The following is a 25380-nucleotide window of genomic DNA, read 5'->3' as shown; positions in this document are numbered from 1 at the left end:
AAATTTCAGTTTAATTTTATATTTTGTAGTTAATCGCACTCTCATAATGGTCAATATCTTGTAATTGTTTGAAGAATTCTTTCGGGTCAAGTATTGCTGCTATATGTATAATTATGGGTAGAATAGCTCTTTATAATACCAACCCCTTTGCATCCCTAACTTGCAAAGTAAAATCGATCTCGGTATACGCTGAATTTAAATTAATAGATATGGATAATTCATGAATTTAATAAATCACAGTAGTAAGTTATTTCTTGCAATTTTTCTTATGATGAATCTTTCAAATACATATGCAGCAAAGATACAGGCTGTAGATGCTGAAGTACAGGAGAGTGCTGTAGATGCAATGGAAGCTGCTGGGGCAGAAGCTGTAGAGGTTGGTGAAGAAGAGGCTGCATGCCGTGCTGACGAGGCATGTGATGTTGCATCTGCTGTTTCTGAGGATGAAATGTATGGTGGCATTCAACAGGAATATGTTGTAAAAGGCTGTAAGGTAACCATTTACAATGATGGGCCTGTGAAAATGGTCAATGTAAAGACGGATCAACCATGTGATGCTCCACTTCCTAAAGACCATAAATTTTCTAGATAGACTCTGTGAGCCTATAAATTATTTTGTGCGCTTTTAAAAAAGTTTTAGTCCTTAGCAACTCATATGGAAATTTGGATTGAGTTAAGCAGATTTAGATTTCAGCTTAACTTTATATTTAATAGTGTCTTGGGAATGAATCCTCATTTTCTACTATTTAATCTTTAGCATGTTGTTTTTTCTCAAAATCATGAACCATTCGAATACGCTCTTCAGTTGCAGGATGAGAAGATAAAGTATCAAGAACAGCTGTAGATAGTTTATTAGTTGAAGATTCTTCTTGAGAAGTTGGTGGGTTGGACTGATTTTTTTTATCGATACCTTCTTCTGTTGTATCGCTTAAACGTTGTAAGAAATTTGCGAAGTGCGAGACTTCGATATGTTTCCTATCCATGAGCTGTAAAGCATATAGATCGGCTTCGGACTCAAATTTACGTGAGTAATTTGCACCAATCATAGCAGCCGGTAATGACGTAAATAAGTCTGAACTATCTCCTGTCATTGCAATGTATAATATACTTAGGCCTAAACTAGTTAACCCTTGTTGCAAACTATGGCGATAAACTAAATGGCCTTGTTCATGGGCTAATACGCCTAAGATTTCCTGATTAGTATGTGCCATTTTGATCAGTTCATCTGTGATGATAATCGTATTATTAGGTAATGCTACAGCATTTGCTCCTAATTGATCGCCTTTACGGAAGACTAATTTGGCTGGTCTGTTTTCAGCAATAATATTCAAATATTGTTTAGTAATTTGGTCTTTTTGAGTTTGTGCTAATTGGCTGGGTGCAGTCCAATTATTTAATACATAATTCTCGGCTTCATCGCCTAGTTTCTTTAAAGTATTCTCAGGTAATTGAAAAGCAAGATAATGGGATGTGGCTGGAACACCCCATTTCACTAGACTGATCGCGAAAGTAATCACAAAAATTACACTAAAAAGAATAAGACCCGGAGAACGTTCAAATTTCCAGATCGAATGTTGAACCTTTTTAGTTGTGTAATTAAACCATTCAGGTAATGCACTATGAAATTCAATCCGTGCATCATCAGATAATTCAATCACTGGGTGTAACTGTCCCAGCGCACCAATCAATTTCATATCAGTATATTGATAATGACGCTGTTGTTCTAATTGCTCACCATACCGAATGAGAACTTCAGATTTAGATTGAGCTGAAATCTGACCACGGTGTGGTTTAGACACTATGCCATCATAGAAAGTGATATCTACCGCTTGGGACATAAATTATTAAACTCAAATTATTATAGAGAGATGTCAATATCAAAAATATCACTGATTTCTTCAGCTAAAGCACTTTGTTCTTGCTGAGCGAGATTCATCATTTGATCTGGATCATCTAATAAAATTAAACTCATCGATTCAATCTGATATTTGTGAATACGAACCGCAGCCCAAGCAGACATTAAACCTACGGTTAAGATTTTTACAATCCAGTTCGATGCTACAATCCATGCGAAGCGCCATTGATTACAGTCTGTTTTAAATTGACTGTTTCCAACTGTAGTATTGTTCCATGTCGTAATAAAAAGACGTGCAGCAATTAATGGATAAATAAATAATCCAATAAATGCATATACCATAAACATTCCGAAGACTACAGCGTTCGGTGAGAACCCAGAAATTGTTCCTGCAATACTAAAGTAAATGATTGAAAAAATAGCAATTATACCAATTGCAATAAAAACTGGTATATAAACTGCAGCCATATATGCAGACCAGTTCGCGTTTAATTTAAAATTTAATTGTCCAGCATATAAGTTGTTAAGATAATATTTTTTATATAGCCAAATAGCTACAGGTGTAAAGATTCCTAATGTGAAAATATATACCAATATACTCAAAAGAAAGACTTTATAAGATTCTTTTATCGTTCCACCAAAATAAAAACGTGCGTTGCCGAACTTACTATTTCTTGCCGTAAAACGCAAAGTAGCCCGAATTAGCCAAGGTACTGCTGTATATAATGCAACTAGTCCAACCACAGTCGCAATCATTGAATACTGTGATGAAATTGCAAATACGACGTAAATTCCTAATGCAATTAAACGTCCAATCAAAATCTTGGTTGGAATGCCTGTAAAATCAAAGCGGCGTTCAAAAAATTCTGTATTGCCATAGAAATAGCGTAAGCGACGAACTTTAGCCCAAGGTGCATATAAGCTTAAAGTAATAATAGTTAAAAGAATATTAACGATCCAGATTCCAAAATATTCTGAGGCTTTACCATGAAACTTAAAATGATAAACTCCTGACTGAGAAATTGGTGGAGACGTAATATTTTGATCCTCATTCAAATTTTGAGGAGATGAGGGTAAAGCTTGTTCTTGCATCTTATTCTCTTTATTGAAACTAAATGATCTTGATTGAATGTAATAGATAGTTAGAAAGCTATTGAGAATATTATATATTTTTTATAAATTGAAAGAAATAGAATGAAAAGTCAACAACAATGCCACTCGTGTCCCTCTGCGGCGGAATGGGAGAAAACACCTTTTATTTTATATAAACCCTCTTATTATTTTAGTTGAGAATAATATTGTTTTCGCCAATCAAGATAGTTCAAATCTAAATAATCTTCATTCCCCAATTCTATGGAATAGTATGATCGCAAGGCTATTTCAAAAGCTCCTTCATGGTGTAAAAGCTCTGCAACTTGCTGCATAGTTAATCTACTTAATAAATTATGATAAAACTGATTCACAATTCGATCTGAGTTTTCTTTATCTTCTTTAAATATTGAGCTTAACTGAGATGATATAGTTTCTAGTAAATAAGGAATGTCACATTCAATAATAAAATCACTTTCTAATCTCTTTTCTATTGTTTCTTCTGCAATTGAGTGGATTATGAGTTTTGATATTATTTCTGAAGATTGTGAAAGAATCATTATTTCTCCTTTTTCTTCCAAATTTTCAAGTATTTTACTTACCTTGTTTATATAGTCTTGATGAGTGTTCGTTAGCATTAAATTTTTTAGCCTTAGAGATTATTATTAATATTATAAATTTTCTTCAATTAACATAGTACCCCTTATACTAAATACGGGCACAAACCCAAATCGAAAAACCTATAAATCACTAAACTGTTCTTAACTTCTGTGACTTTATAAACCCCAATTTAACAATAAATTTTAATTATTTACCCTTACTTTTTAATGATCTATTTTAAAGCAAATGTCGTTTTGTATGCTTGACTGCAATAGGGTAGAGCACTATCCTTTGCCTGCTGGCCACATTGCCAGCCGGCTTTGACAGGCTGATTCAAACGAGCACTAAAGGTTTTATACTTTTGGTGTGTGCACCCTCGTGCCCCCTCTGCGGCGGAACGGGAGGGGGACACCTTTGGGTGTGCTGGCCTCGTTTGACCAGTCTGTCAACCTTCTTCCGTTCTGCCACCATAATTTTAATGTTTTGGCAGAACTCCCAATAAAAAGGAGTTGGCTTTGCACATTCATTATTTCTTGGCAGCCTTTGCCAAAAGCTATAACGATACAACTTAAACTTTTAAAGCAGTTTGAAAGTCACTAGGCTTTTCGGACTTTAAATCGTCACGACCAAAAAACTTAGTCAACAATAAAACTTGAGATGTGCCAAGCACAGTCTTTATGGGCTTTGCTATGCCTTTTATTTGCTTAAAAAAGAGTGAAGGCATTTTTATCTCATTTATATACAACAAGAATTTATTTTATAACGGTAAAACTATGCCACATTCAGATCTCCCATTTCGTGCTTTAAGTGTGCTTCACACTTCCCGATATCTGTTTAACAACTATGGCTTTCATAATGTCGGGGTTGACCGAATTATTGAGTCAGCAAAAGTTCCCAAAGCCACTTTTTATAATTACTTTCACTCAAAAGAAAGGCTAATTGAAATGAGCCTGACTTTCCAAAAAGATGGTCTTAAACAAGAAGTGCTTTCAATCATTTATGTTCAAAAAGACTTAACTCTGCTTGAAAAACTCCGCAAGATTTACTTTTTACATGCCGACTTAGAAGGGCTTTATCATTTGCCATTTAAAGCTATTTTTGAAATTTCAAAAACACATCCCAAGGCATATCAGGTAGTCGTTGATTATCGAAACTGGTTCATTAATGAAATCTATAATTTGCTTTTAGCAATCGATGCAAATGCTGCAAAACAAGATGCGCACATGTTTTTGTTTGTGATTGATGGGGCGATGGTTCAGCTTTTAGATCCAAACAAGCCAGATGAAAGAGAAAGGCTTTTAGATTATTTTTTAATTACTTTGGGGTAAGTTAGATGAGGATATAGGTAAGGAAAGATACTAAAAAGCTTAGCTAAGGCCAGCAATAATCGATGCTCGATTTATCATTATATTTATAATATTTTAAAGATTACTTGCACACATATAGCACTGTAACCAAATTCAAAAAGCTCCTATAAAAATAGGAGTTTTTTATTAATTAAATATTTCTAAAATAAAAATAGCATTTTTTACTCAATGGTTAAATTGCTGGATTGTTTGACAGTCTTTTTGTATATAATATGTATTCTTTATATTTTGTAACCATTATAGAGTAAACATGAAAAAAATATTAATCATTACTACTTTGAGTTCTTTCAGTTTAATTGCGTGTTCAACTACTGAAACTTCAAGAACGATCCAAAGCCCACAAGTAGCTGTAGCTACATCTCAAATAAAATATACCGGAGTAAAAGCTCCAGTTTCTATTGGTAAATTTGATAATCGCTCTAGTTATATGAGAGGTGTTTTCTCTGACAATGTAGATCGTCTAGGTGGGCAAGCGAAAACTATTCTTGAGACACATTTACAGCAAACTGGTTATTTTACAGTTTTAAATCGCGACAACTTATCTGAGATTAAACAAGAAGTTGGTTATAGCAATACAAGCCAATCTATTAAAGGCGCTCGTTATGTCATTACTGGTGATGTATCTGAGTTTGGTCGTAAAGAAGTAGGCGATCAGCAGTTATTTGGTATTTTAGGGCGCGGTAAAGAGCAAGTTGCTTATGCAAAAGTTAATTTAAATGTTGTTGATGTAAAAACATCAGAAGTTGTGCATTCAGTACAAGGTGCGGGTGAATATGCATTAGGTGCTCGTGAAGTATTAGGTTTTGGCTCTACAGCTTCTTATGATTCTACTTTAAATGGCAAAGTACTCGATTTAGCTGTTCGTGAAGCAGTTAATAATCTTGTGACAGATATTCAAAATAACCGTTGGTCAGTTCAATAATTTTGGATATGTGTTAGATGAAAAAAATTCTTTTAAGCAGTTTTCTTGCTATGGGATTGGTTGGTTGTGCCGCAGGTCCTCAACCTTTATATAATTGGGGAACTTATACTCATCAAACTTATTTGATGTATAACGCACCGGAGAAAGCTACACCTAGTTCGCAAATCACAAAATTAGAAGCTGAAATTGAAAAAACTAAAGGTAAGGGCTTAGCCGTTCCACCAGGTTTATATGCTCATTTGGGATTATTATATTTACAAGAAAATAATTCTCAAAAAGCAATCGAGTATTTCCAGCTTGAACGTCAAGTATATCCAGAGTCTACAGTTTTAATGGATCGTTTATTGCAAAAAATGAATGCGAATGGTGGGAATACAAAATCATGATTAAGAAATTTTTAATTGCTGGTTTGGTTATTTCTAGCCTTGCATTTACGGGATGTGCTGTTACTCCACCGCCTAATAAAGATATTACGGCTTATAAAGCGCATATGCCAAAATCGATTTTGGTATTGCCGCCAGTCAATGATTCGCCTGATGTAAAAGCGACTTATAGTTATTGGCCTACTGTGGTGGCGCCTGTTGCAGAAGCTGGCTATTACGTTTTTCCAATCTCTGTTGTAGACAATATGTTTAAAGAGAATGGTGTTACTAATGGCAGCGATGCTCAGTCTATCTCACCTCAGAAATTACAAGAGATTTTTGGCGCAGATGCTGCTTTATATATTCGAATTAAAGAATATGGCTCTAAATATCAAGTCATTCAAAGTGTCGCGACAGTAAGTGCTGATGCAAAGCTTGTTGATTTAAAAACTGGAGATGTGATTTGGACAGGTGAGAAAAAACTTGTTCAAGCAAGTAATGATGGCAACGCGGGTTTAATCGGAATGGTCGTCGGTGCTTTAGTTGAACAGATTGCTGGCAGCTTTACTGATCGGGCTTATCCATTAGCGAGTATGGTAAATACTCAACTTTTTACCCCGACGACTTATAATCCGGGTATGGGGTTACTATATGGTCCACGTTCACCAAAGTATCAACAAGATGGTGTTGTAGCTAAGTAAATTAAATTCTTAGATAAAGTGTTAATTTATTGAAAATAGGCTGCTTCATATATTAGTGATATGGAGCGCTATATAAAAAATTATTATTCCAGATGGTTTATAAATTTTTAGTTAGGTAGGAGAGCTAGAGCAACTAGTTCTCCTACTTAATTCGTTTTACTTCTTTTGCTTAAAGCGATATTTGCATTTTAGGCAGCGGTAATCCTGAAAAATGTTCTTATCGATCATCACACCCGCTTTTTTACCAAAAATATTACCAACCACACCGCCAGTGATTCCTGCACTAATTGCACCGACAAAAGTTCCTACAGTTCCGCCAACAATCACACCTAAAGGACCAGCAATCGTACCAATGGCTGCTCCAACAGAAGCGCCAGTTGCCGCACCACCTACAGTACCTGCCGTTGTGCCAGCAGCTGTCAGTAAAACACCGCCAGTTGTTCTAAGTAATTTGTCATGGTCACGTGCTTCAACTTCTGTAGAACCACACTTAGGACATTGCAGAGTTTTTTCCATAAAATTTCCTGTCTTTCATCATTGAGTGACACAGTTGACGGCGCTAAATCAGTAAAGTGGGTAAAGAACCTGTCTTTCGATGAAGTGTCTTTTGCCTATTGAGTGATTGCAACAATAAACTGGTCTGCTTTGATTTTAGCTGAACATGAGCGCAAATATTTATAGATCATGTAAACACTTGTACTTTAATAATTATCCCATTAAATACCAATGTTTAGAATGACTAAGGGTTACATATCAATGTGTCTAGTAGAGAGTTATTCAGCAATGATGAATAGAATGTGAATGGTTTTTTGAATAGATTTTCTGAAGTTACTTAGGGTGACGAGCTGTTAAATGATAAAAGGCTTATCCTGTTTGAATAAGCCTTCTTTGAATATTAGAGTGCTTTTTTCCAACTTAAAAATTTATATAGCCCAAACATGAAAGTGATCCAGATCGGAAGTAAAATCACCGATTTTTCAAATCCTTGAGTCCACATAATATATAAAATCATGCCAATGAAAATTAAAACAATATAGTTACTCAAAGGCGAAAATAGCGCAGGAAATTTGACAGCTTTACCTTCAAGTTTCATCGCACGTTTAAACTTCAAATGGGTAAAGCTAATAATTGCCCAGTTTAAAACCAGTGCAGCTACTGCCATGTACATGAGATAGCTTAAAGCTTCTTCTGGTACGAAATAGTTAAGTAATACACAACCAAAAATCAGAATAGAAGAGAAGATAACAGCAGCTTTAGGAACACCTTGTTTGCTCACTTGTGCAAAAACTTTTGGAGCATGGCCCTGTACTGCAAGCCCATATAACATACGGCTGTTGGCATACATGCCGCTGTTGTAAACCGAAAGCGCAGCAGTCAAAATAATAAAGTTGAGTAAATGTGCAGCCCAACCAATGCCAAGCTGGCTAAAAATCATCACAAATGGACTTTTATCTAAACCACCAAGGTCAAGCTGATTCCACGGAATAAGTGACATAATGATGGCAAGTGAAGCCACATAAAAAATCAAGATTCGAAAGATGACTTGGTTAATGGCTTGAGGAATGCTTTTTTCTGGATTTTCAGCTTCGGCGGCAGTCATCCCAATCAGTTCAATACCGCCAAAGGCGAACATTAAAAAGGCGAGCATATAAAATAGGCCCGAAAACCCATGTGGGAAAAATCCACCATGCTGCCATAGGTTTGAAAAGCTAGCTAATGAGTCACTACCCGCAGTAACCAATAAATATAAGCCAAATACAATCATCGAAATGACAGCAGCGACTTTAATAATAGCTAACCAGAACTCAGATTCACCATAAAATTTAACATTGCCCAAGTTCAAACATGTGACCAGAACAAAGAAAAATAAAGCTGATATCCAAGCGGGAATATGGGGCCACCAGTAATGTACATATTTAGCGACCGCTGTTAGTTCTGTCATTGCAACCAGAATATAGACCACCCAATAGTTCCAGCCCGATAAAAACCCGGGGAATCTTCCCCAATATTTTTGTGCAAAGTAACTAAAAGAGCCAACTACAGGTTCTTCTACGATCATTTCACCCATTTGGCGCATAATTAAAAATGCAACCAAACCGACAATGGCATAACCTAAAATGATTGAAGGACCAGCGGACTGGATGACTTGTGCAGAACCTAAAAATAAACCTGTTCCGACAGCACCACCCATAGCAATTAACTGGATGTGACGATTTTTAAGTCCGCGTTTTAATTGGGAAGATGAGTTGCTCAAAATATATGCGCTGAATAAAAAAGCTGGTGCTATTGTAATAGATTGGCTAGGGATAACCTAATTTGAAAAGGATTTTACTCAGTTAAATAAAAAGGATTCACACAAAACTGCACGAATCCTTTTTTAGAAAAAGAGATCTTTTTAAGATTAGAAAGAAACCATTTTGCCGGGGTTTAACATTGCACCGATTCCATACATACTTTTTGCGAGCGGAATAACAACGGGTGCAAGGGTACGACCAAACATAATATTTTGATGATCAATTTTAGATAACATTTCGAAGTCGTTAGATTGCCCAACAAAGTCATGCGCAATAGCTTTGCCAATGCGTACCGTTTGTGCAACACCGTGACCGCTCCAACCATGAACCGCATAAATTGGGAATTTATTGCCAAACTTACGGCTATCCACTGCACCATTTACCGTTAAATCAGTCGTTCCACTCCAGACAAAATCCATCTCTAGATTTTTAATTTGAGGGAACACCGTATGAATTCGATGCTCTAGATAATTTAAAGTTTTCTCTGGGCCCCAACACGTTCCAGTGCCTTGACCACCAAACAGTAAGCGGTTGTTAAATACGGGACGATAGTAATCAATCTGGAACTGAGTGTCATAAACTGGATGCCCAAATGGCAGAAGCTCTTTTGTATCAAGTTCTAGCGGGGCAGTCGTTGCAACATAGGTATAAAACGGAATAGTGGTATTGTTTTGTTCTGATAAAAGTTTAAACGAAGCATGGTGTACTGCTAAAACCACAGACTTTTTAGCTTTCACGACAGCATTTGCAGTTTGAACATAAATACCATCTGGTTTTTCTTCTATTGAAATGACTTCTGTTTGTTCATACACAGAACCGCCGTTTTGGCAAAAGCCATAAATTAAGCCACGGTTCAAAGCTAAAGGATGGATTTGTCCACCTAACTCATCAATTAAGCCACCTGTATAGTAATCAGACTTAATATAGTCCATGAGTTCATGTTTACCCACAATGCGGGTATGGTCTTCACCTAAATATTTTCGTGCGTCGGCACCTTGTGTTAAGCCAACTAAATGTCCTTCATGAACGGCGGCAGTAATGTGACCATATTTTCGGTCAAAGTTAAGTTGGTATTTTTCCGAGATGTCATCAATGAGTTGCATTGCTTCTGTAGAGGTAAAATGCCATAGTTTTTTTGCATCTTCATAACCTAAGCGATCGGCCATTTCTTGAGCTTCCCAGCGTGCCAAACCGGGGGTAAGTTGTCCGCCATTTCTACCAGAAGCTGCACTACCAATACGATTTTTTTCTAATAAAACGGTATCTACGCCTTGTTCAGCTAAATGTAAGGCTGTCGATGAACCTAATAAACCACCGCCAATAACAACCACATCACACTCAATATCAGCTTTTAAACTGTCAAATGTATGCCAGTCAGAAAGTGAGCTTTCATAGTAGTTCGCTGGATTATCTACCGATGTGCCTTCTACCGTTGTTGTGTCAAATTTTGCATGTTTCGGATTTAACCAGCTCCATTCTTTGCCCACTTGTAGAGATTTACTTGGTTTATATTCCACGTCTTTTAAAAACTGGGGTTTAGAAATAATATTCATGATGAAGTTCCTGTAAAATTAATAAGCATTACTAATAGCAATACTTTGTTTTTTAATCGTTTTATAGATAAATAAAAGAATGCCTAAAGATAACCAGAAACATCCGAAAGTCAGTGAAGATGAGTCAAGGTTAAGCCAGAGGCAAATAATGCTGATGACTGATATAAGCGGCAAAAATAGGTTTAGAAATTTATTTTTAAACCCTGATCGCTGTTTATCTTTAATATAAAATTTCATAAAAACTGAGAAGTTTACGGCTGTAAAAGCGACTAGAGCACCAAAGCTGATAAGGCTTACGACTTGTGCTAAATCTAGAAAAACCGCCGACATCGAAATAAGACCAACAAATAAAACCGAGAAAAATGGTGTACCTAAGGAGATATGAATTGTCCCAAAATACTTTTTAGGAAAAATATTGTCAGTGCCCATTATATACAGTAAACGTGAAGCACTGGCATGTGAGGCTAGGCCAGAGGCAACGGTGTTCATAATTTGCCCGCATAAGAATATGGACTGGAAAAAAGCACCGCCCACATAAAGCACAATTTCAGGAAGCGCTTCAGTAGGATGCTGGAAGCGAAGATTGTTTGGAAAATAAAGCTGAATAAACCAAGCGGCAGTAAAGAAAATAAGCCCGCCAGCAAGTGTTGTTAACATGACTGCTCGTGGAATATTTTTGGTGGGTTGTTTGGTTTCATTTGAAAGCGTAGTAACCGCATCAAAACCTAAAAATGAAAAGCACAAAACTGAGGCGCCCGCCACGAGCGGTAGTAAAGATTGGTGCTCATGCCAGAGGGGAGCCAAGGTAAGCACATGCTCATAACCTTGAGTTGAGCCAATACCCTGAATCACTAAATAGACAAAGATAACCATGAGTATGATGGGGGCAAAAACAAACAATAGACTTAAATTGGCAAGTAACCGGATGCGGAAACAATTCACTAAGGTGACAAGACTCGCCGATACAAGCACCCAAAACCAGTAAGGCAGACTTGGAATGAGGGCAGTGAGATAAATTGCGGCAAGCAAAACATTAATGAGTGGTAATAACAGATAGTCGAGTAGGGAGCACCAACCGACAAAAAATCCACTTTTAGGACCTAGGCTTTCAGCAGTATAGCTATATGCCGAGCCTGATTTTTCTGAAGTTTTACTGAATCTTGCATAGCTCCAAGCGGTGAGTAACATGGCACCAAGTGCGAGTAAATATGCAAGTGGCACGTGACCATTGGTAATTCCAGAGACAATGCCGAAAGTATCAAACACTGTCATTGGCGTCATGTAGGCAATACCAATAATCGTGACTTGCCAAAGAGACAGTTTTTTTAAGGAAGACGTTTTATTTTCCATGTCATTTCAACCTCAAATTTCGTTGTTTTGCTTTTCATCCGGAAAAGCGATGCTATTTTTGAGCCAAAACTTCCCCAAGACCTGAATGAGCAAGTCTGTTTGAAGAAAGTTTGAACAAAAGCCAGAGGCTTCAGGTGCTGTTTCGCTTTGGTGATGCTCTAAAGCAAGGTCAAATATTTAGTATTTTTGACTTTGCTCTAGATAACGACCAATTGAAAAGATTGACACGGTCGTGAGAGAACTTGCTCGGGGCTTTGTCCTCTAAATAATGTGCCTGTCCTGATGGTGACGTCATTTGATGTAATGACTCGAGAAGAATCGTTGATCACGATTGCTTTTTGTTTGATGTTTTTCAGCTTCGGCATGAGAAGTTTTTCGAGTGCAGAAACTAAAATGTCGGTGGCAATCACACCGATAAATTGATCACGAATCATGACTGGATGGGCAAGGGTGATGGTGTATGCACCATTACAAATATAATCGACATAAGGTCCATGGATGCATGGACTTTTATTTTGAGCAGGTTTATGGAACCACTCAAAAGAGCGAAAATCTAAAAATCGCTGAGCATTTTGATAGTTTTCAAGTTTGGCTTGTTGTAACTGATCTTCTTTTTTATACCACCATTCGAGTGTCCAATAATCTTGTTCTTCTTGCGTCGCAGGGCTATAACTTGCAAAGCCGATACCTTGACTGTAATGGCTTTCCTGTAATGCCTTTTTAATTTCTTTTTGCAAAGCTGAACGTTCTGAACCTGAAAGCTTAACGTCTTTTGTTTTTTCAGGTTCATGTTTTGACAGAATTTTGCTCGCTTTAGCCGCCAGTTTTTCTGTAATGGCTGTCGTTTCTTCAACCACCGTCTTTAACAAATTTTGAAGCTCTTCTATATCTAAATGTTGGGTCATTCCTATAACTCCTAAAATTCCGTATTTCTCACTCGATATTTGATAAGCGCTCTGTTTTATTGTTTTTATTCGATAGATAACTTATATCGAAGCATTTGGTCTGTTAGCATCGAAATAATTTTTCGTGCTTGAATAACAGCATCATCTTCATTGCCTTGAACAAAAGATGATAAAAGTTGGTGGTATTGCGCGACGACCAATTGATGAAAATGATCATCTTGGTAAAGCACTGCGATGAGCGGAGCCCATTCGGCTTGTATAGTTAACTCTTGATTTGCCAGTCGAGCTGATTGGGCAAAAGAGGTGAGAGTGAGCAAGCAGCGTAAATCAAGCTGGGCACGAGTGTCTGCTTCAACGGCTTGTTCAAATTGCTCAATCAATTCTTTGATTTTGCTCAGTTCATATTCAGTGGTTCTTTGTGCAGCCAAATAGGCACCATGGCTTAAAATTGCACTATGAAATTCACCTAGATCAGCAAGATATTCATTTGAAGCCTGACGCAAAGGATGTTTGTTTAAGAGTAAATCGGAAGGTAACTCACAAACAAAACTTCCACCGTTTCGTCCGCGTCGTGTATCAATCAGACCTTTTACCCGTAAAGTATTTAACGCTTCACGAACGGTAATCGGTGACACTCCCATTAAGCGAGCTAAATCCGCCTCGTTAGGAAGTTGTTCATTGCTTTTGAGCAATCCAGAGATAATTGCATTTTCCAAGCGTTCAACAACTTGTTCCGAGCGAGTTGCCTGAGCGATAGGTGCAAAAATTATCGTATATGCTGACATGGCGAATTCTCTAAAAGCTAAGTCAGTGACTTAGCTTAATGAAACGGATAAATGATTAAAACACGCCATATTGATGGACTGCCTGTTCATCTTCAGGCACAGCTGGTATTGCATCCCAAAGTTCAACAATTTTGCCATTATCTACACGCCACAATTCAAAATAGGCATGTCGATTTCCAGCAATATTTCCTTCGGAATGTGTCAATACAAATTGACCATCAGCAATGGAGCGATGAGTTTTGGAGTATACCAAACCTTGCCCTTCATTACGGATATTGTTCAAAAAATCAATCACTGCCTTAACGCCATCACCAATATCTGGGCTATGTTGAATGAACTGATCGCCGTGGGTGTATTCTTTAAATGCTTCGTAATCGCCATCAATTAATGACTTCTTAAAGAAAGAGGTCACAATCTCACGATTTTCCTCTGGGTCATGGTGAGTTACGATTTCGGTTGGACCATCTAATTGTGTTCTGCCACTCACATTCGGAGCTGCTTCGGCTACCAGACCATCCCAATGTTCCACAATTTTTCCATCTTTAACGCGGTAGATATCAAAGCCAACTAACGGGTTTTCATCTAATCCTTGAAAGCGCCCATGAATCGCAACCAAGTCGCCATCTGCCAATACACGCACAGCTTCATGTTGCATGTCGGGGCAGTCTTCTACCAGTTGACGCAATCCTGAAATACCGTTGGCAACCAGCGGAGAGTGTTCAATAAAGTCCTCCGAAAAATAACGGTCTAGAGCAGTGGTGTCATGTAAATTAAATAACTCGTGGTGTGCCTTACTCACAAAGTCTTTCATTTCTTGTTTATTCATTTTGATCTCCTTTCAAAACTCATTGTTATTATTCGTTTGAACTCATCACATGTTTAACTCGGGTATATTCTTCGAAACCGTAGCCAGATAAATCTTTACCATAACCTGATTTTTTGAACCCGCCGTGTGGCATTTCTGCGGTTAAAGGAATATGGGTGTTAATCCAAACTGTACCGAAATCAAGTTCACGAGAAAGACGAGTGGCGCGAGCATGATCTTTAGTCCAGACACTTGAAGCCAAGCCATATTCAATATCGTTGGCTTTTTCAATGGCATCATTTTCATCTGTAAATTTTTGAACAGTAATCACTGGCCCAAAAATTTCATTTTGAATTGCTTCATCGTGTTGTTTTAAACCACTAATCACAGTTGGTTCAAAATAGAATCCTGGGCGATCGGCTTGCTTTCCACCCGTTTCAACTTTGGCGTGAGCAGGTAAGTTGTCAATAAAGGTTTTAACATTCTTTAATTGATTAGCATTGTTGAGTGGACCATAAAGAGCATCTTGATCATCTGGTTCACCAAAACGTGTATTTTTTGCCGCTTCAATTAATTTACCTAAAAATTCATCATGAACTGCTTCAGCAACAATCACGCGTGTTGCAGCAGTACAGTCTTGTCCTGCATTGAAGTAACCCGTTAAAGCAATCATTTCAACAGCTTTATCAATGTCGGCATCTTCAAAAACGACGACAGGTGCTTTCCCACCAAGCTCAAGGTGGGCTTTCGCTAAATTTGCTGCCGCAGAAGCTGCAACTTGTAAGCCTGCACGAACCGAACCTGTAATAGAAACGAGCGCAGGTGTTTTATGCGATACAACTTTTGAACCCACCTGAGCTTGGCCTAGCACCACGTTAAATGCGCCTTTAGGAAAAAATGGTGCAGCAATTTCTGCGAGTAAAAGTGTACTTTCTGGTGTTGTATCACTTGGTTTAAGTACCACAGTATTACCAGCTGCCAAAGCAGGAGCAATTTTCCAAACAGCCATCATGAGTGGATAGTTCCAAGGTGTAACTTGACCCACTACACCGACTGGTTCGCGGCGAATAGAAGAGGTTAAACCTTCTAAATATTCACCTGAAGCTGTGCCATTTAGTAGGCGGGCAGCACCTGCAAAGAAACGAACCTGATCTGCCGATGCACCCACTTCTTCAGATGCAATTAAGTGCTTTAACTGACCCGTATTACGGCTTTGAGCCTCAATTAAACGTTCAGCATTTGCTTCAATCGCATCTGCTAAATTAAGCAATGCTTTTTGACGGGTCGAAGGTGTACTGCGTCCCCAAATTTTAAAAGCTTCTTTTGCAGCAGCGTAAGCAGCATCAACTTCTGCCTCGGTTGCATTAGGCGATTGACCATAAACTTCGCCAGTCACCGGACTTACCAAGTCGAAATAATCATTTCCTTTGCTAGCAACATATTCGCCGTTAATAAAGTGTTTTAGTTGAGTGTTAGCCATTTTTTATACCTTGTCCTTAGGTTTTAACATATAACATATAATACTATATGTATTATGTTTTAAATTTTCTGTCAAATGCTTTGACGGGGGGAGAGAGCGAAAAAGGTTTGAATTTGAATCAAATTAGATTTTAAGTTTTTGATTTGATTGTTTAAAAAAAGTTAAAAATTTATTGAAGATTTTTAGAATAGGTTGAACGTCGTAATAGTTTTGTTGATTTGACGAAAGACAATAGAAGAATTTTTCTAATCGAGAGCTGTTTGATGAGCCAAACCTTATGCTTAGCCCATCAATTTTTCGTCCTTATTATTTGAAATTAAAGTGAGTTATCAGGTCTTATGACTCGCAAGCAGAATGCTGGTTTCACTGTTATAAATACCTGAAATATTTCTAATTCTTTCTAAAACTTTATCGAAGTTTTCTAAAGTGTCAGATCGTAGCTCGACCAAGATGTCCCATTTACCGTTAGTTTTATGCAAACATTCGACTGCACTTTCTAGGCGTAGTTCTTTAATCACAGACTGCGCTTTGGTCCCTTCGACCATAATGCTCATCCATGCACGGATGACGTTGCGTTCGGCATTGGGTTTAAACCGTACGGTATATCCGGTAATGATGCCTGAAGACTCTAAATACTCGATTCTCTTTTTTACCGTTGCTCTTGAAACGTGAACTTTTTCGGCTAACTCGGTAACAGACATCCGTGCGTTATCTTTAAGCAAACCTAAAATAATTTGATCAATGTTATCCATATTGTAATTGTCAATTATCAGATTGGTAAAAAATAATTCATTTTTTACTGAATTACAAATTTTGTGAATCAATTTGATTTTGAATAATAGGGGAATCAGTTAAGCCTAATAATTCAATTTAATGGACTAGATAAGATGAATAATTTTGCAGTTTCTCGTAGTGACTTTAACGAGTGGATGGTTCCAGTTTTTGCACCGGCAAATTTCATTCCTGTACGTGGTGAAGGTTCACGTATTTGGGATCAAGAAAATAAAGAATATATTGATTTTGCAGGTGGGATTGCAGTAAACGCATTAGGTCATGCGCATCCAGTGGCAGTAAATGCTTTAACAGAACAAGCAACAAAACTTTGGCATGTAGGCAATGGTTATACAAATGAACCTGTTCTACGCCTTGCAAAACAACTCACCGAAAATACATTTGCAGACAAGGTATTCTTCTGTAACTCAGGTGCAGAAGCTAACGAAGCGGCATTAAAACTAGCTCGTAAAGTGGGTTTAGACAGTGGTGTTGCTGGTAAAAGTGGCATTGTGGCATTTAAAAATGCTTTTCATGGTCGTACTTTATTTACCGTTTCAGCAGGCGGTCAACCTAAATATTCACAAGACTTTGCACCACTTCCAAATGGCATTAATCATGTTGCCTTTAACGATTTAGAAGCTGTAAAAGCGGTGCTCAATGAGCAAACATGTGCAGTTATTGTTGAACCGATACAAGGTGAAGGCGGTGTTATTCCGGCTGACATCGAATTTTTAAAAGGCTTACGCGCATTGTGCGATGAGTTTGGTGCCTTACTTATTTTTGATGAAGTACAAACTGGTGTAGGCCGTACAGGTTCACTTTATGCCTACATGAACACTGGTGTTATTCCAGATGTTCTTACAACTGCAAAAGCACTAGGTGGTGGTTTCCCAGTCGGTGCAATGTTAACAACTGATAAATTTGCTCCACATTTTTCAGTCGGTACGCACGGTACGACTTACGGTGGTAACCCATTAGCAAGTGCAGTTGCAGGTGCAGTATTTGAGTTTATTAATACACCTGAAGTGCTTAACGGGGTTAAAGAGCGTCATGATTATTATAAAAAAGCTTTAAATCAATTAAATGAAAAATATGAAATCTTTGAAACAATTCGTGGTCAAGGTTTACTGATTGGCTGTGTCTTAAAATCAGAGTTCGCTGGCAAAGCAAAAGATATTAACAACCTTGCGGGTGAAGAAGGATTGCTTAGTCTTATTGCTGGTCCAAATGTTGTACGTTTCACGCCATCTCTGATTATTCCTTTGGCTGATATTGATGAGGGCTTAAAGCGCTTTGACCGTGCACTTGCTCGCTTTGTAGCAATTCAAAAGGATGAACAAGCGGCATGATGATTATTCGCTACATCGAACCTAAAGATGTTAATGATCTTTATCTGTTGGCGCAAAAAGCGGGTTTTGGTTTGACATCTTTACAGCCAAATATGGAAAAACTTGCTGCTCGTATTGAACGGGCGTGTAAAACAGTCGCAGGTGAATTACCAAAGGCAGATCAGGTTTATCTATTTGTTCTAGAAGATACTGAACTAGACAAAGTAGTAGGGGTCTGTGGCATTGAAGTCGCACTTGGTTTAAAAGAGCCTTGGTACAATTTTCATGTAGGGACACAAGTTCATGCCTCGGAACCGCTAAGTGTTTATAAAGCTTTACCAACACTATATTTGAGTAATGACCACACCAACTGTAGTGAGCTTTGCACTTTGTTCTTAGATCCGGACTATCGCTTAAATAAAAATGGCAAATTTTTATCTAAGGTTCGCTTCTTGTTTCTGTCGGCATTTCGCCAATATTTTGAAGAAACCATTGTGGCAGAAATGCGTGGCTATTCCGATGCAAATGGGCAGTCACCATTTTGGAATGCGGTAGGCCATAAGTTTTTTGATATTGAATTTACCAAAGCCGATTATTTAAGTGGAGTCGGGCAAAAAGCATTTATTGCAGAGCTGATGCCAAGACATCCACTCTATGTTGATATGTTGCCTGACGATGCTAAAGCAGCAATTGGTATTGTTCATCCAAATACTCGACCCGCCTACAATCTCTTGCTAGAAGAAGGGCTGCGCTATAAAGGATATGTCGATATTTTTGATGGTGGGGCGACATTGCAGGCCGATATCGAAAATTTACGAGCGATTAAAGAAAGTCAATCTGTAGAGGTCCAAATTGAACAACCTGAAAATATTGCGGTAGAGGATGAACCTTACATTGTAGCCAATGATGACTATAAAAATTATCGAGCCATTCTTGTATACAGCAAACCTTATCGAGAAAAGCTGCAATTAACTAAAGAACAGGCAGAACAATTGAATGCCGAAAATGGTTGTTTAGTTCGTGTGCTAAGTGTTCAAGCTAAACACTTTTCCAATCCAAAAGCGGTAAACAAACTCAAAGAGACTGATCATTTGCGAATGGCTGTTAATTAAGCAGAAATACTATACATTTCACCAAATTTAAGAAGGAATACTATATTATCGCTAACGCAAGATTGGTACATGGATAAACACAATCTTGCTCGCTGAGCTGGAATTCATTAGCCTGCCGCTATTCTATAAATGACTGACAATTAAAATATTTAATTAATTCATATATTTTAATTGTCTACTGAAATTATATTGATAGAGGTCAGGCTAATATAATAATGAAGGAAAGGATTTATGATTAATTTTTATTGTTATAGGTAATAGCTTTTAAAAAGGAATTTATAAGGTTTTAAATGATTTAATAATATTTTTAAAATGATTTAATGGACTAAATTGATAATCATATAATTTATTTATTATTAAAACATTTACAACGATTGCTATAAATTGGAGTAAATATTACATGAGTAAGAATAACGGAAAGCAATTCCTGGAAGGAGATCTTCTTGGTAGTCAACATATGACTGAGCAAGAAGAAGAGAAATTGCAACGCTCATTAACCAATCGTCATATTCAGATGATTGCGATTGGCGGTGCAATCGGGACTGGATTATTTATGGGTTCCGGTAAAACATTAAGTATTTCAGGAACTTCAATTGTTTTAACCTATTTAATTATTGGTTTCTTCTTTTTCTTCGTAATGCGAGCAATGGGCGAGCTGCTGCTGGCGAATACTAATTTTAAAACATTCGCCGATTTTGCAACGGCTTATTTAGGTCCGTGGGCGGGATTCTTCCTGGGTTGGTCCTATTGGTGTAACTGGATTATTACTGCTATTGCCGATGTGATTGTGATCGGAGGATACATGCAGTTTTGGTATCCCGATTTACCCGTCTGGATTCCTGCATTTACTTCATTAGCAATTTTAACCATACTCAATTTTGTGGCCGTTCGGCTATTTGGTGAACTCGAATTTTGGTTTTCCCTCATCAAAATTACAGCAATTATTCTGTTCATTCTTGCGGGTATTTACTTAATTAGTACCGGATTTACTTCTCCGAATGGTGTTAAGGCATCGGTTAGCCATTTGTTTGAAACACAATCTATGTTTCCATATGGTGTAACAGGTTTCTTAGCAGGCTTCCAAATTGCCATATTTGCGTTTGTAGGTATTGAGCTTGTGGGTACAACTGCTGCTGAAACCAAAGACCCGCATAAATCACTTCCAAAAGCGATTAACTCTATTCCTTTACGTATTTTATTGTTCTATGTGGGCGCATTGGTTTGTATTATTGCGGTCACCTCGTGGGCAAAAATTTCACCAGAAAAAAGCCCATTTGTGGAAATGTTTACGTTAGTTGGCTTACCAATTGCGGCAGGTTTAATCAATTTTGTTGTAGCAACTTCGGCTCTATCTTCTGCCAATAGCGGAATTTTTGCGACTAGTCGTATGTTATATGGCCTAGCTTTAGACAATGATGCACCTAAAAGCTTTAGTAAATTATCTAAAAGTAAGGTTCCAATTAGAGGTCTAGTATTTTCGATGGCTTGTGTGACAGTGGGAACATCTATTTTATTTATTGTTCCAAACGTCATGACTGCGTTTACAATTATTTCAGCGCTCACTTCAATTTTATGTATTTTTACATTCATGTTGATTGTGCTTTCTTATATTTCCTATCGTAAAAAATTCCCTGAATTACATATTCAATCCCAATATAAAATGCCGGGTGGATTATTTATGGCATGGTTTACGATGCTGTTTTTAGTTTTCACTATTGTAATTTTAGCTTTAGATCATGACACTTTAATTGCACTTGAGTGCTCACCAATCTGGTTTATTGGTTTGTTTATTGCCTATAGATATAAAAAGAAAAAGATGTTGCAGCTTGATATTTTAAAAGCTCAAAAGGTTGATTATATTTAAGTCGATTGTAGTTGTTTTTATATTAAAGCTAGGTGGGTGCCTAGCTTTTTTATTTTTAAAATAATAATTTTTGATTAAGATAATTTGTTTATAGTTACAGCATTTAGTAGCAAACTTACTCAGAAAATTTTTGTAAGGTCTGAAATGTTTTTCAGGATTTTAAATATAGTCATAAATATTAAAATGAATTAAATTGATTTTAAAACTAAAGATTACAAAGTAAAAGGAATAGTAATCCCATGATACTTAAGTGTAATGATAGTAATTTGTACGATTTTACTATTGGGAAAAGATATATCTGTTTTGGGATGCAATTTAATGAATATCGAAATGAAACAAAGGTATCCGTTCGCCGTGATTCGGATGGTACTCCTGTTATTGTAGAAATTTCTACATTTGAAATAATTAATCCTAGTATACCTGAAGGTTGGGAAATTTCATTTTATAAACAGGAAGATACTATAACTACGACTATTGAACCTAAAGAATTTAGTGGAGAATTTTGGGATGACTATCATGATGGGAACCCTAAAATGGAAAAATTATTTGAAGATACCTATATAAAGATCTGTAAATTCCATAATTTTTCTATTACGTCCGGTTGATTAATTAAAAGCCGATAAAAAAGCCTTATGACGAGGCTTTTTTATCTACTCTTTATTTAATATTTGGATCGCCTTTTTTCAAGAAAAAGCGGATCGCTAATTTTTGCAAAAATGTTCCATAAGGAGGATGGAAAAGTTGAGTAGGGAAAAACCGATGGCGTGTAAATACTGTTTTTGCATGTGAAAGTTCACGGAAACCTTCTTCACCATGATATGACCCCATGCCTGAGTTTCCGATACCTCCGAAAGGAGCATCATGGTTAACTACATGCCAGCCCCAATCATTGATGGTTACACCACCCGAATGAGTTTCACGTAAAATACGGTCACGTTCTACAGAGCTATGTGTAAAGCAATAAAGCGCTAAAGGTCGTTCATCCGATTTCACATAGGTAATCGCATCATCTAAAGAATCATATGCAACCACAGGTAAAATAGGGCCAAAGAGCTCTTCTTTCATAATGCGCATGTCGGGAGTGCAGTTAAGTACAATTTGTACAGGCATTCTGCGGCCTTGTTGGTCAAAGCTATAAGTGTCGCAAGGAATAATCCGCGCACCTTTTTCTTGTGCATCGGTCAAAATATCTTGAATACGTTTTAAATGACGGTCATTTACAATGGACGTGTAATTCTCATTGTTTGTGATGTTTTGACCAAACATTTTTATAAAGCTTGATTTTGCAGCATCCACAAATTCATCAATACTTTCTTTGGGTACCAACGCATAGTCAGGTGCTACACAGATTTGACCACTGTTTGTTGCTTTACCATGCGTAATACGTTTTGCGGCATCGGCAATTGGGTAGTTACGGCTTACAATTGCTGGTGATTTACCGCCTAACTCAAGTGTAACAGGAGTTAGATTTTCAGCCGCTGCTCTCATTACGACTTTGCCAATAGCTGGAGAGCCAGTAAATACAATATGGTTAAACGGTAAAGAGGTAAATCTTGCTGGGTCTGTAATTTCTTCACCAAAGACTGCGACTTCATCTTCATTAAAGACTTCGGCGAGCATACGTCGTAGCATTGCATTGGTATTCGGTGTAATTTCAGACAATTTAATCATGACTCGGTTGCCCGCAGCTAAAGCGGCAATGAGTGGCCCAAGTGCTAAATAAACTGGAAAGTTCCAAGGAACAATTACACCAACCACGCCTTTAGGTTGGTATTGCACACTTAAACGATTTGATAAAAATAAAAGTTCCGTACGGCGTTTACTTGGGCGCATCCAGCGGCGTAAGTGATGAATTGCATGATCAGCCTCTAACACAGAGCCAAGTAAATCTAATAGTTTAGATTCATCCAGTGATCTTGAACTAAAGTCAGCATTAATCGCAGTAGCTAAAGCATCTTGATAACGAATAATTTGTTTTTTGAGTTGATGCAGTTTTGTTCGACGTACCTCAAGACTTGGATATGGATCTGCCTCAAAATTAGCACGTTGTTTGGAAAAAATAAGTTCCATATGTTCGGTGGCAGAGCCGCTATATTCTTTTAAAGTGGAGCTTTCCATTTTTATTCCTTCCCATATTTTGCTTATCATACTTTATGCTTGAAGCGTCGTATGGTCGATGTTAAATTGAGACAACAAGAGGTAGTTTAGTGCCATTATGCACGTCACTCTAGGGATGGTGTGAGTTAAATGCCTAATAATATTTATAAAAATACAAATCTTGTTATCGAAGGAAATTATGATAATACAGCTTTTGGTTCGAATACATATTTGCTGGGGTTGACCAGTTTATTTGATGAAATGGGCTTGCAAGGCCATTCAATGTCAGATGTTCTATCTGGTACAAATATTTCACCAGATGCGATGAATCAACCCTCTTTATATATTTCTCAACTTCAAAAAATCCAGTTATTTCAAAATATTCAACGTTTATCTCATGATCCGTTAATTGGATTACGTGCTGGGCAAAAGCAGCGCTTGTCAGATTTTGGGGTATATGGTTATGCACTCTATTCTTCGCGTAATTTTAGGCAAGCGGTAGAGCTCGGCATTCGACACATTAAGCTTGCAGGGCCTATTTTAAAGAAGTCTTTTTATATTCGAGATGATGCTGCTGTTTTTGAAGGGCAAGATATTATTGCACTAGGTAAGCTTTTGCCTTTGGTGTGCGAATTTTGGTTTAGCTCCATGCAAACCTTAATTGAACGTGTGCTGGAAGGACCATTTCAAGCAAAGAAGCTTTTATTGCCTTATCCAGCACCTGACTATGCAGAAGAATATGAAAAAGTTTTTCATTGTCCTGTTCAGTTTGATGCTGGCGTCATGCAATGGCACTTTGATTTAAAGTGGCTTGATGTACCTTGTCCAAATGCCAACCCGATTACCGCGGATATGTGTAAGTCTTTTTGTGAGCGGATGTTAGGTACAGCTGAACTTGAAGAGCCTGAGTTGGTGAAAACGATTCGTTTGATTTTGTTAGATGGAACAGGACTTTTCCCATCGGCTCAAGAAATGGCTGAACGATTGCATATGTCAAAGCGTACCTTACATCGGCGCTTGGCAGGTTTTAATTTAACTTATCAAGAATTATTAGATGAAACTCGGCGCCGTCTTGCGGATGAATATTTGCGAGAAACGACCTTATCTATAGATGAAATTGCTGAGAGAATTGGCTTTTCAGATACTTCTAATTTTAGAAAAGCCTATCGTCACTGGACAGGCATTTCACCGAATGAGTATCGATTACAGTATCAAAATTAGAATAAGATTTGTTTGTTATTTAAATCGAGAGAGTAATTTTTCCTGCAAAAATGGATTACAGAGCAATATGGCAAATAAAATAATAAATATGCCGATCATACTAAACAGATCCGGTAATTCATGCCAAAAAACAAATCCCCAAATTCCTGCAAAAATAATGGCAATGTAATTCATTGGGCCAATTTGTCCTGCTGGGGCTAAGCTATAGGCATAAGACATAAAAAGCTGACTAATGTTTGCTAAAAGTCCTGCGGCAATTAGCAATGCGAGTTCATGCCAAGTGAAAATACGCCAATGCCAGAACATTGGAATTGATGAAATTAAGCTACCAAAAATACAGAAGTAAAAAACAATACGCTCAGGCGGTTCTGTACTGGTTAAAGCTCTTACAGTTACAAAAGCCATCGCTGATAAAAAACATGCGCCTAAACCAATAAAGGACAATGCATTGAGTAGGCCTTGATCGGGTTTAGCAACAAATAAAACTCCAACGAGTCCAATCACAGCAGCAAAAATCATCGATTTTGTGATTTTTTCTTTTAAGAAAAGCCATGCAATGAGTGGAATAAAGATTGGGGATGAGTAGCTAAAAACCATCGCATTCGATAGTTTTAAGTTAGCAATGGCATAGAAAAAACCATACATTGCAGCAAGTCCCACGACACTTCGCCATGTATGCATCCAGAGTTTATCGGTTTTAACAAAGTCCAGCCCTTGCTTTAAAAGCATAGGAATAAAAATAAATAAACCCACTGCATTTCTAAAAAACACGACGGTCGCATTGTCTACCGTTTCTGAAGCAAAACGAATGCATACCCCCATAATGGAAAATAATAATGCCGATGTCATAAGACAAAGCAATGCTTTTCCAAGTTGAGTTGAGGGTTTGGTTGAAGCAGTCTGATTTTGCATATCG

The 25380-nt window shown here is 37.5% G+C and carries 24 protein-coding genes; 10 read left to right on the top strand and 14 right to left on the bottom strand.

What is annotated here, in order from left to right:
• Positions 1-268: 268 nt before the first annotated feature.
• On the top strand, positions 269-592 hold the full coding sequence (locus HL290_RS09045) for a hypothetical protein (RefSeq protein WP_080593038.1): 324 nt from the start codon (positions 269-271) through the stop codon (positions 590-592).
• Positions 593-746: 154 nt separating this feature from the next.
• Here the strand turns inward: HL290_RS09045 and HL290_RS09040 are convergent, their stop codons facing one another.
• The 3 genes from HL290_RS09040 to HL290_RS09030 form a co-directional block, all read right to left on the bottom strand.
• The gene (locus HL290_RS09040; protein WP_198496251.1) at positions 747-1838 is read right to left on the bottom strand and encodes a M48 family metallopeptidase; all 1092 of its coding nucleotides are present in this window, start codon (positions 1836-1838) and stop codon (positions 747-749) included.
• Positions 1839-1858: 20 nt separating this feature from the next.
• A complete protein-coding gene (locus HL290_RS09035; RefSeq protein WP_198496250.1) occupies positions 1859-2947 on the bottom strand; it encodes a YjgN family protein in 1089 nt (362 codons plus the stop codon).
• Between the two features lie 185 nt (positions 2948-3132).
• Positions 3133-3504 carry a hypothetical protein gene (locus tag HL290_RS09030; RefSeq protein ID WP_198496249.1) on the bottom strand — a complete coding sequence of 124 codons (372 nt, stop codon included), beginning with the start codon at positions 3502-3504 and terminating at the stop codon, positions 3133-3135.
• An 813-nt stretch (positions 3505-4317) separates the two neighbouring features.
• Between HL290_RS09030 and HL290_RS09025 the strand changes: the two genes are divergently transcribed.
• The 4 genes from HL290_RS09025 to HL290_RS09010 all read left to right on the top strand — a co-directional run bounded on the left by HL290_RS09025 (position 4318) and on the right by HL290_RS09010 (position 6896).
• A complete protein-coding gene (locus HL290_RS09025) occupies positions 4318-4872 on the top strand; it encodes a TetR/AcrR family transcriptional regulator (RefSeq protein WP_198496248.1) in 555 nt (184 codons plus the stop codon).
• Positions 4873-5161: 289 nt separating this feature from the next.
• Positions 5162-5833, top strand: coding sequence for a CsgG/HfaB family protein (locus HL290_RS09020; protein WP_005048277.1), 672 nt, complete (start codon positions 5162-5164; stop codon positions 5831-5833).
• A 17-nt stretch (positions 5834-5850) separates the two neighbouring features.
• Positions 5851-6219 carry a DUF4810 domain-containing protein gene (locus HL290_RS09015; protein ID WP_005048275.1) on the top strand — a complete coding sequence of 123 codons (369 nt, stop codon included), beginning with the start codon at positions 5851-5853 and terminating at the stop codon, positions 6217-6219.
• Positions 6216-6896, top strand: a complete 681-nt coding sequence (locus HL290_RS09010; RefSeq protein ID WP_151745173.1) for a DUF799 domain-containing protein — start codon at positions 6216-6218, stop codon at positions 6894-6896. Before HL290_RS09015 ends, HL290_RS09010 begins: the two co-directional genes overlap by 4 nt.
• Before the next feature lie 156 nt (positions 6897-7052).
• Here the strand turns inward: HL290_RS09010 and HL290_RS09005 are convergent, their stop codons facing one another.
• The 9 genes from HL290_RS09005 to HL290_RS08965 form a co-directional block, all read right to left on the bottom strand.
• A complete protein-coding gene (locus HL290_RS09005) occupies positions 7053-7412 on the bottom strand; it encodes a hypothetical protein (RefSeq protein ID WP_004641933.1) in 360 nt (119 codons plus the stop codon).
• A gap of 379 nt (positions 7413-7791) precedes the next feature.
• Positions 7792-9150 (bottom strand): amino acid permease, encoded by a 1359-nt coding sequence (locus tag HL290_RS09000; RefSeq protein ID WP_080758502.1) that lies wholly within the window; start codon positions 9148-9150, stop codon positions 7792-7794.
• Positions 9151-9297: 147 nt separating this feature from the next.
• Entirely contained in the window at positions 9298-10743 is a 1446-nt protein-coding gene (locus HL290_RS08995) for an NAD(P)/FAD-dependent oxidoreductase (RefSeq protein ID WP_198496247.1), read from the bottom strand.
• An 18-nt stretch (positions 10744-10761) separates the two neighbouring features.
• Positions 10762-12093, bottom strand: a complete 1332-nt coding sequence (locus tag HL290_RS08990; protein ID WP_198496246.1) for an APC family permease — start codon at positions 12091-12093, stop codon at positions 10762-10764.
• A 197-nt stretch (positions 12094-12290) separates the two neighbouring features.
• Positions 12291-12998: a cache domain-containing protein gene (locus HL290_RS08985; protein ID WP_017391632.1), complete on the bottom strand. Its 708-nt coding sequence runs from the start codon at positions 12996-12998 to the stop codon at positions 12291-12293.
• A gap of 65 nt (positions 12999-13063) precedes the next feature.
• Positions 13064-13783 (bottom strand): FadR/GntR family transcriptional regulator, encoded by a 720-nt coding sequence (locus HL290_RS08980; protein ID WP_151745179.1) that lies wholly within the window; start codon positions 13781-13783, stop codon positions 13064-13066.
• Positions 13784-13838: 55 nt separating this feature from the next.
• Positions 13839-14609 carry a nuclear transport factor 2 family protein gene (locus HL290_RS08975; protein ID WP_198496245.1) on the bottom strand — a complete coding sequence of 257 codons (771 nt, stop codon included), beginning with the start codon at positions 14607-14609 and terminating at the stop codon, positions 13839-13841.
• 28 nt (positions 14610-14637) lie between these two features.
• Positions 14638-16068: a gamma-aminobutyraldehyde dehydrogenase gene (locus HL290_RS08970; protein WP_017391631.1), complete on the bottom strand. Its 1431-nt coding sequence runs from the start codon at positions 16066-16068 to the stop codon at positions 14638-14640.
• 329 nt (positions 16069-16397) lie between these two features.
• Complete coding sequence (locus HL290_RS08965) at positions 16398-16820, bottom strand: Lrp/AsnC family transcriptional regulator (protein WP_002120489.1); 423 nt, start codon at positions 16818-16820, stop codon at positions 16398-16400.
• 135 nt (positions 16821-16955) lie between these two features.
• Here HL290_RS08965 and HL290_RS08960 point away from each other — a divergent pair, with 135 nt between their 5' ends.
• The 4 genes from HL290_RS08960 to HL290_RS08945 all read left to right on the top strand — a co-directional run bounded on the left by HL290_RS08960 (position 16956) and on the right by HL290_RS08945 (position 21751).
• On the top strand, positions 16956-18191 hold the full coding sequence (locus tag HL290_RS08960; protein ID WP_198496244.1) for an aspartate aminotransferase family protein: 1236 nt from the start codon (positions 16956-16958) through the stop codon (positions 18189-18191).
• Positions 18188-19282: an arginine N-succinyltransferase gene (astA, locus tag HL290_RS08955; protein WP_198496243.1), complete on the top strand. Its 1095-nt coding sequence runs from the start codon at positions 18188-18190 to the stop codon at positions 19280-19282. Before HL290_RS08960 ends, astA begins: the two co-directional genes overlap by 4 nt.
• Before the next feature lie 400 nt (positions 19283-19682).
• A complete protein-coding gene (locus HL290_RS08950) occupies positions 19683-21146 on the top strand; it encodes an amino acid permease (RefSeq protein ID WP_056478627.1) in 1464 nt (487 codons plus the stop codon).
• Positions 21147-21385: 239 nt separating this feature from the next.
• Positions 21386-21751: a hypothetical protein gene (locus HL290_RS08945; protein ID WP_198496242.1), complete on the top strand. Its 366-nt coding sequence runs from the start codon at positions 21386-21388 to the stop codon at positions 21749-21751.
• A 52-nt stretch (positions 21752-21803) separates the two neighbouring features.
• On the opposite strand, the gene HL290_RS08940 is transcribed toward HL290_RS08945, so the two are convergent.
• Positions 21804-23264 carry a coniferyl aldehyde dehydrogenase gene (locus HL290_RS08940; protein WP_198496241.1) on the bottom strand — a complete coding sequence of 487 codons (1461 nt, stop codon included), beginning with the start codon at positions 23262-23264 and terminating at the stop codon, positions 21804-21806.
• A gap of 129 nt (positions 23265-23393) precedes the next feature.
• Between HL290_RS08940 and HL290_RS08935 the strand changes: the two genes are divergently transcribed.
• Complete coding sequence (locus HL290_RS08935) at positions 23394-24464, top strand: AraC family transcriptional regulator (protein WP_198496240.1); 1071 nt, start codon at positions 23394-23396, stop codon at positions 24462-24464.
• Between the two features lie 15 nt (positions 24465-24479).
• Here HL290_RS08935 and HL290_RS08930 read toward each other — a convergent pair whose 3' ends face one another.
• Entirely contained in the window at positions 24480-25376 is an 897-nt protein-coding gene (locus HL290_RS08930) for a DMT family transporter (protein ID WP_198496239.1), read from the bottom strand.
• Positions 25377-25380: the final 4 nt, after the last annotated feature.

The organism is Acinetobacter sp. AC1-2 (genome assembly GCF_016124155.1).
Taxonomy (GTDB): domain Bacteria; phylum Pseudomonadota; class Gammaproteobacteria; order Pseudomonadales; family Moraxellaceae; genus Acinetobacter; species Acinetobacter calcoaceticus.
The sequence above is the reverse complement of the archived record's forward strand: the minus strand, read 5'-3'. Positions and strand labels throughout refer to the sequence as shown.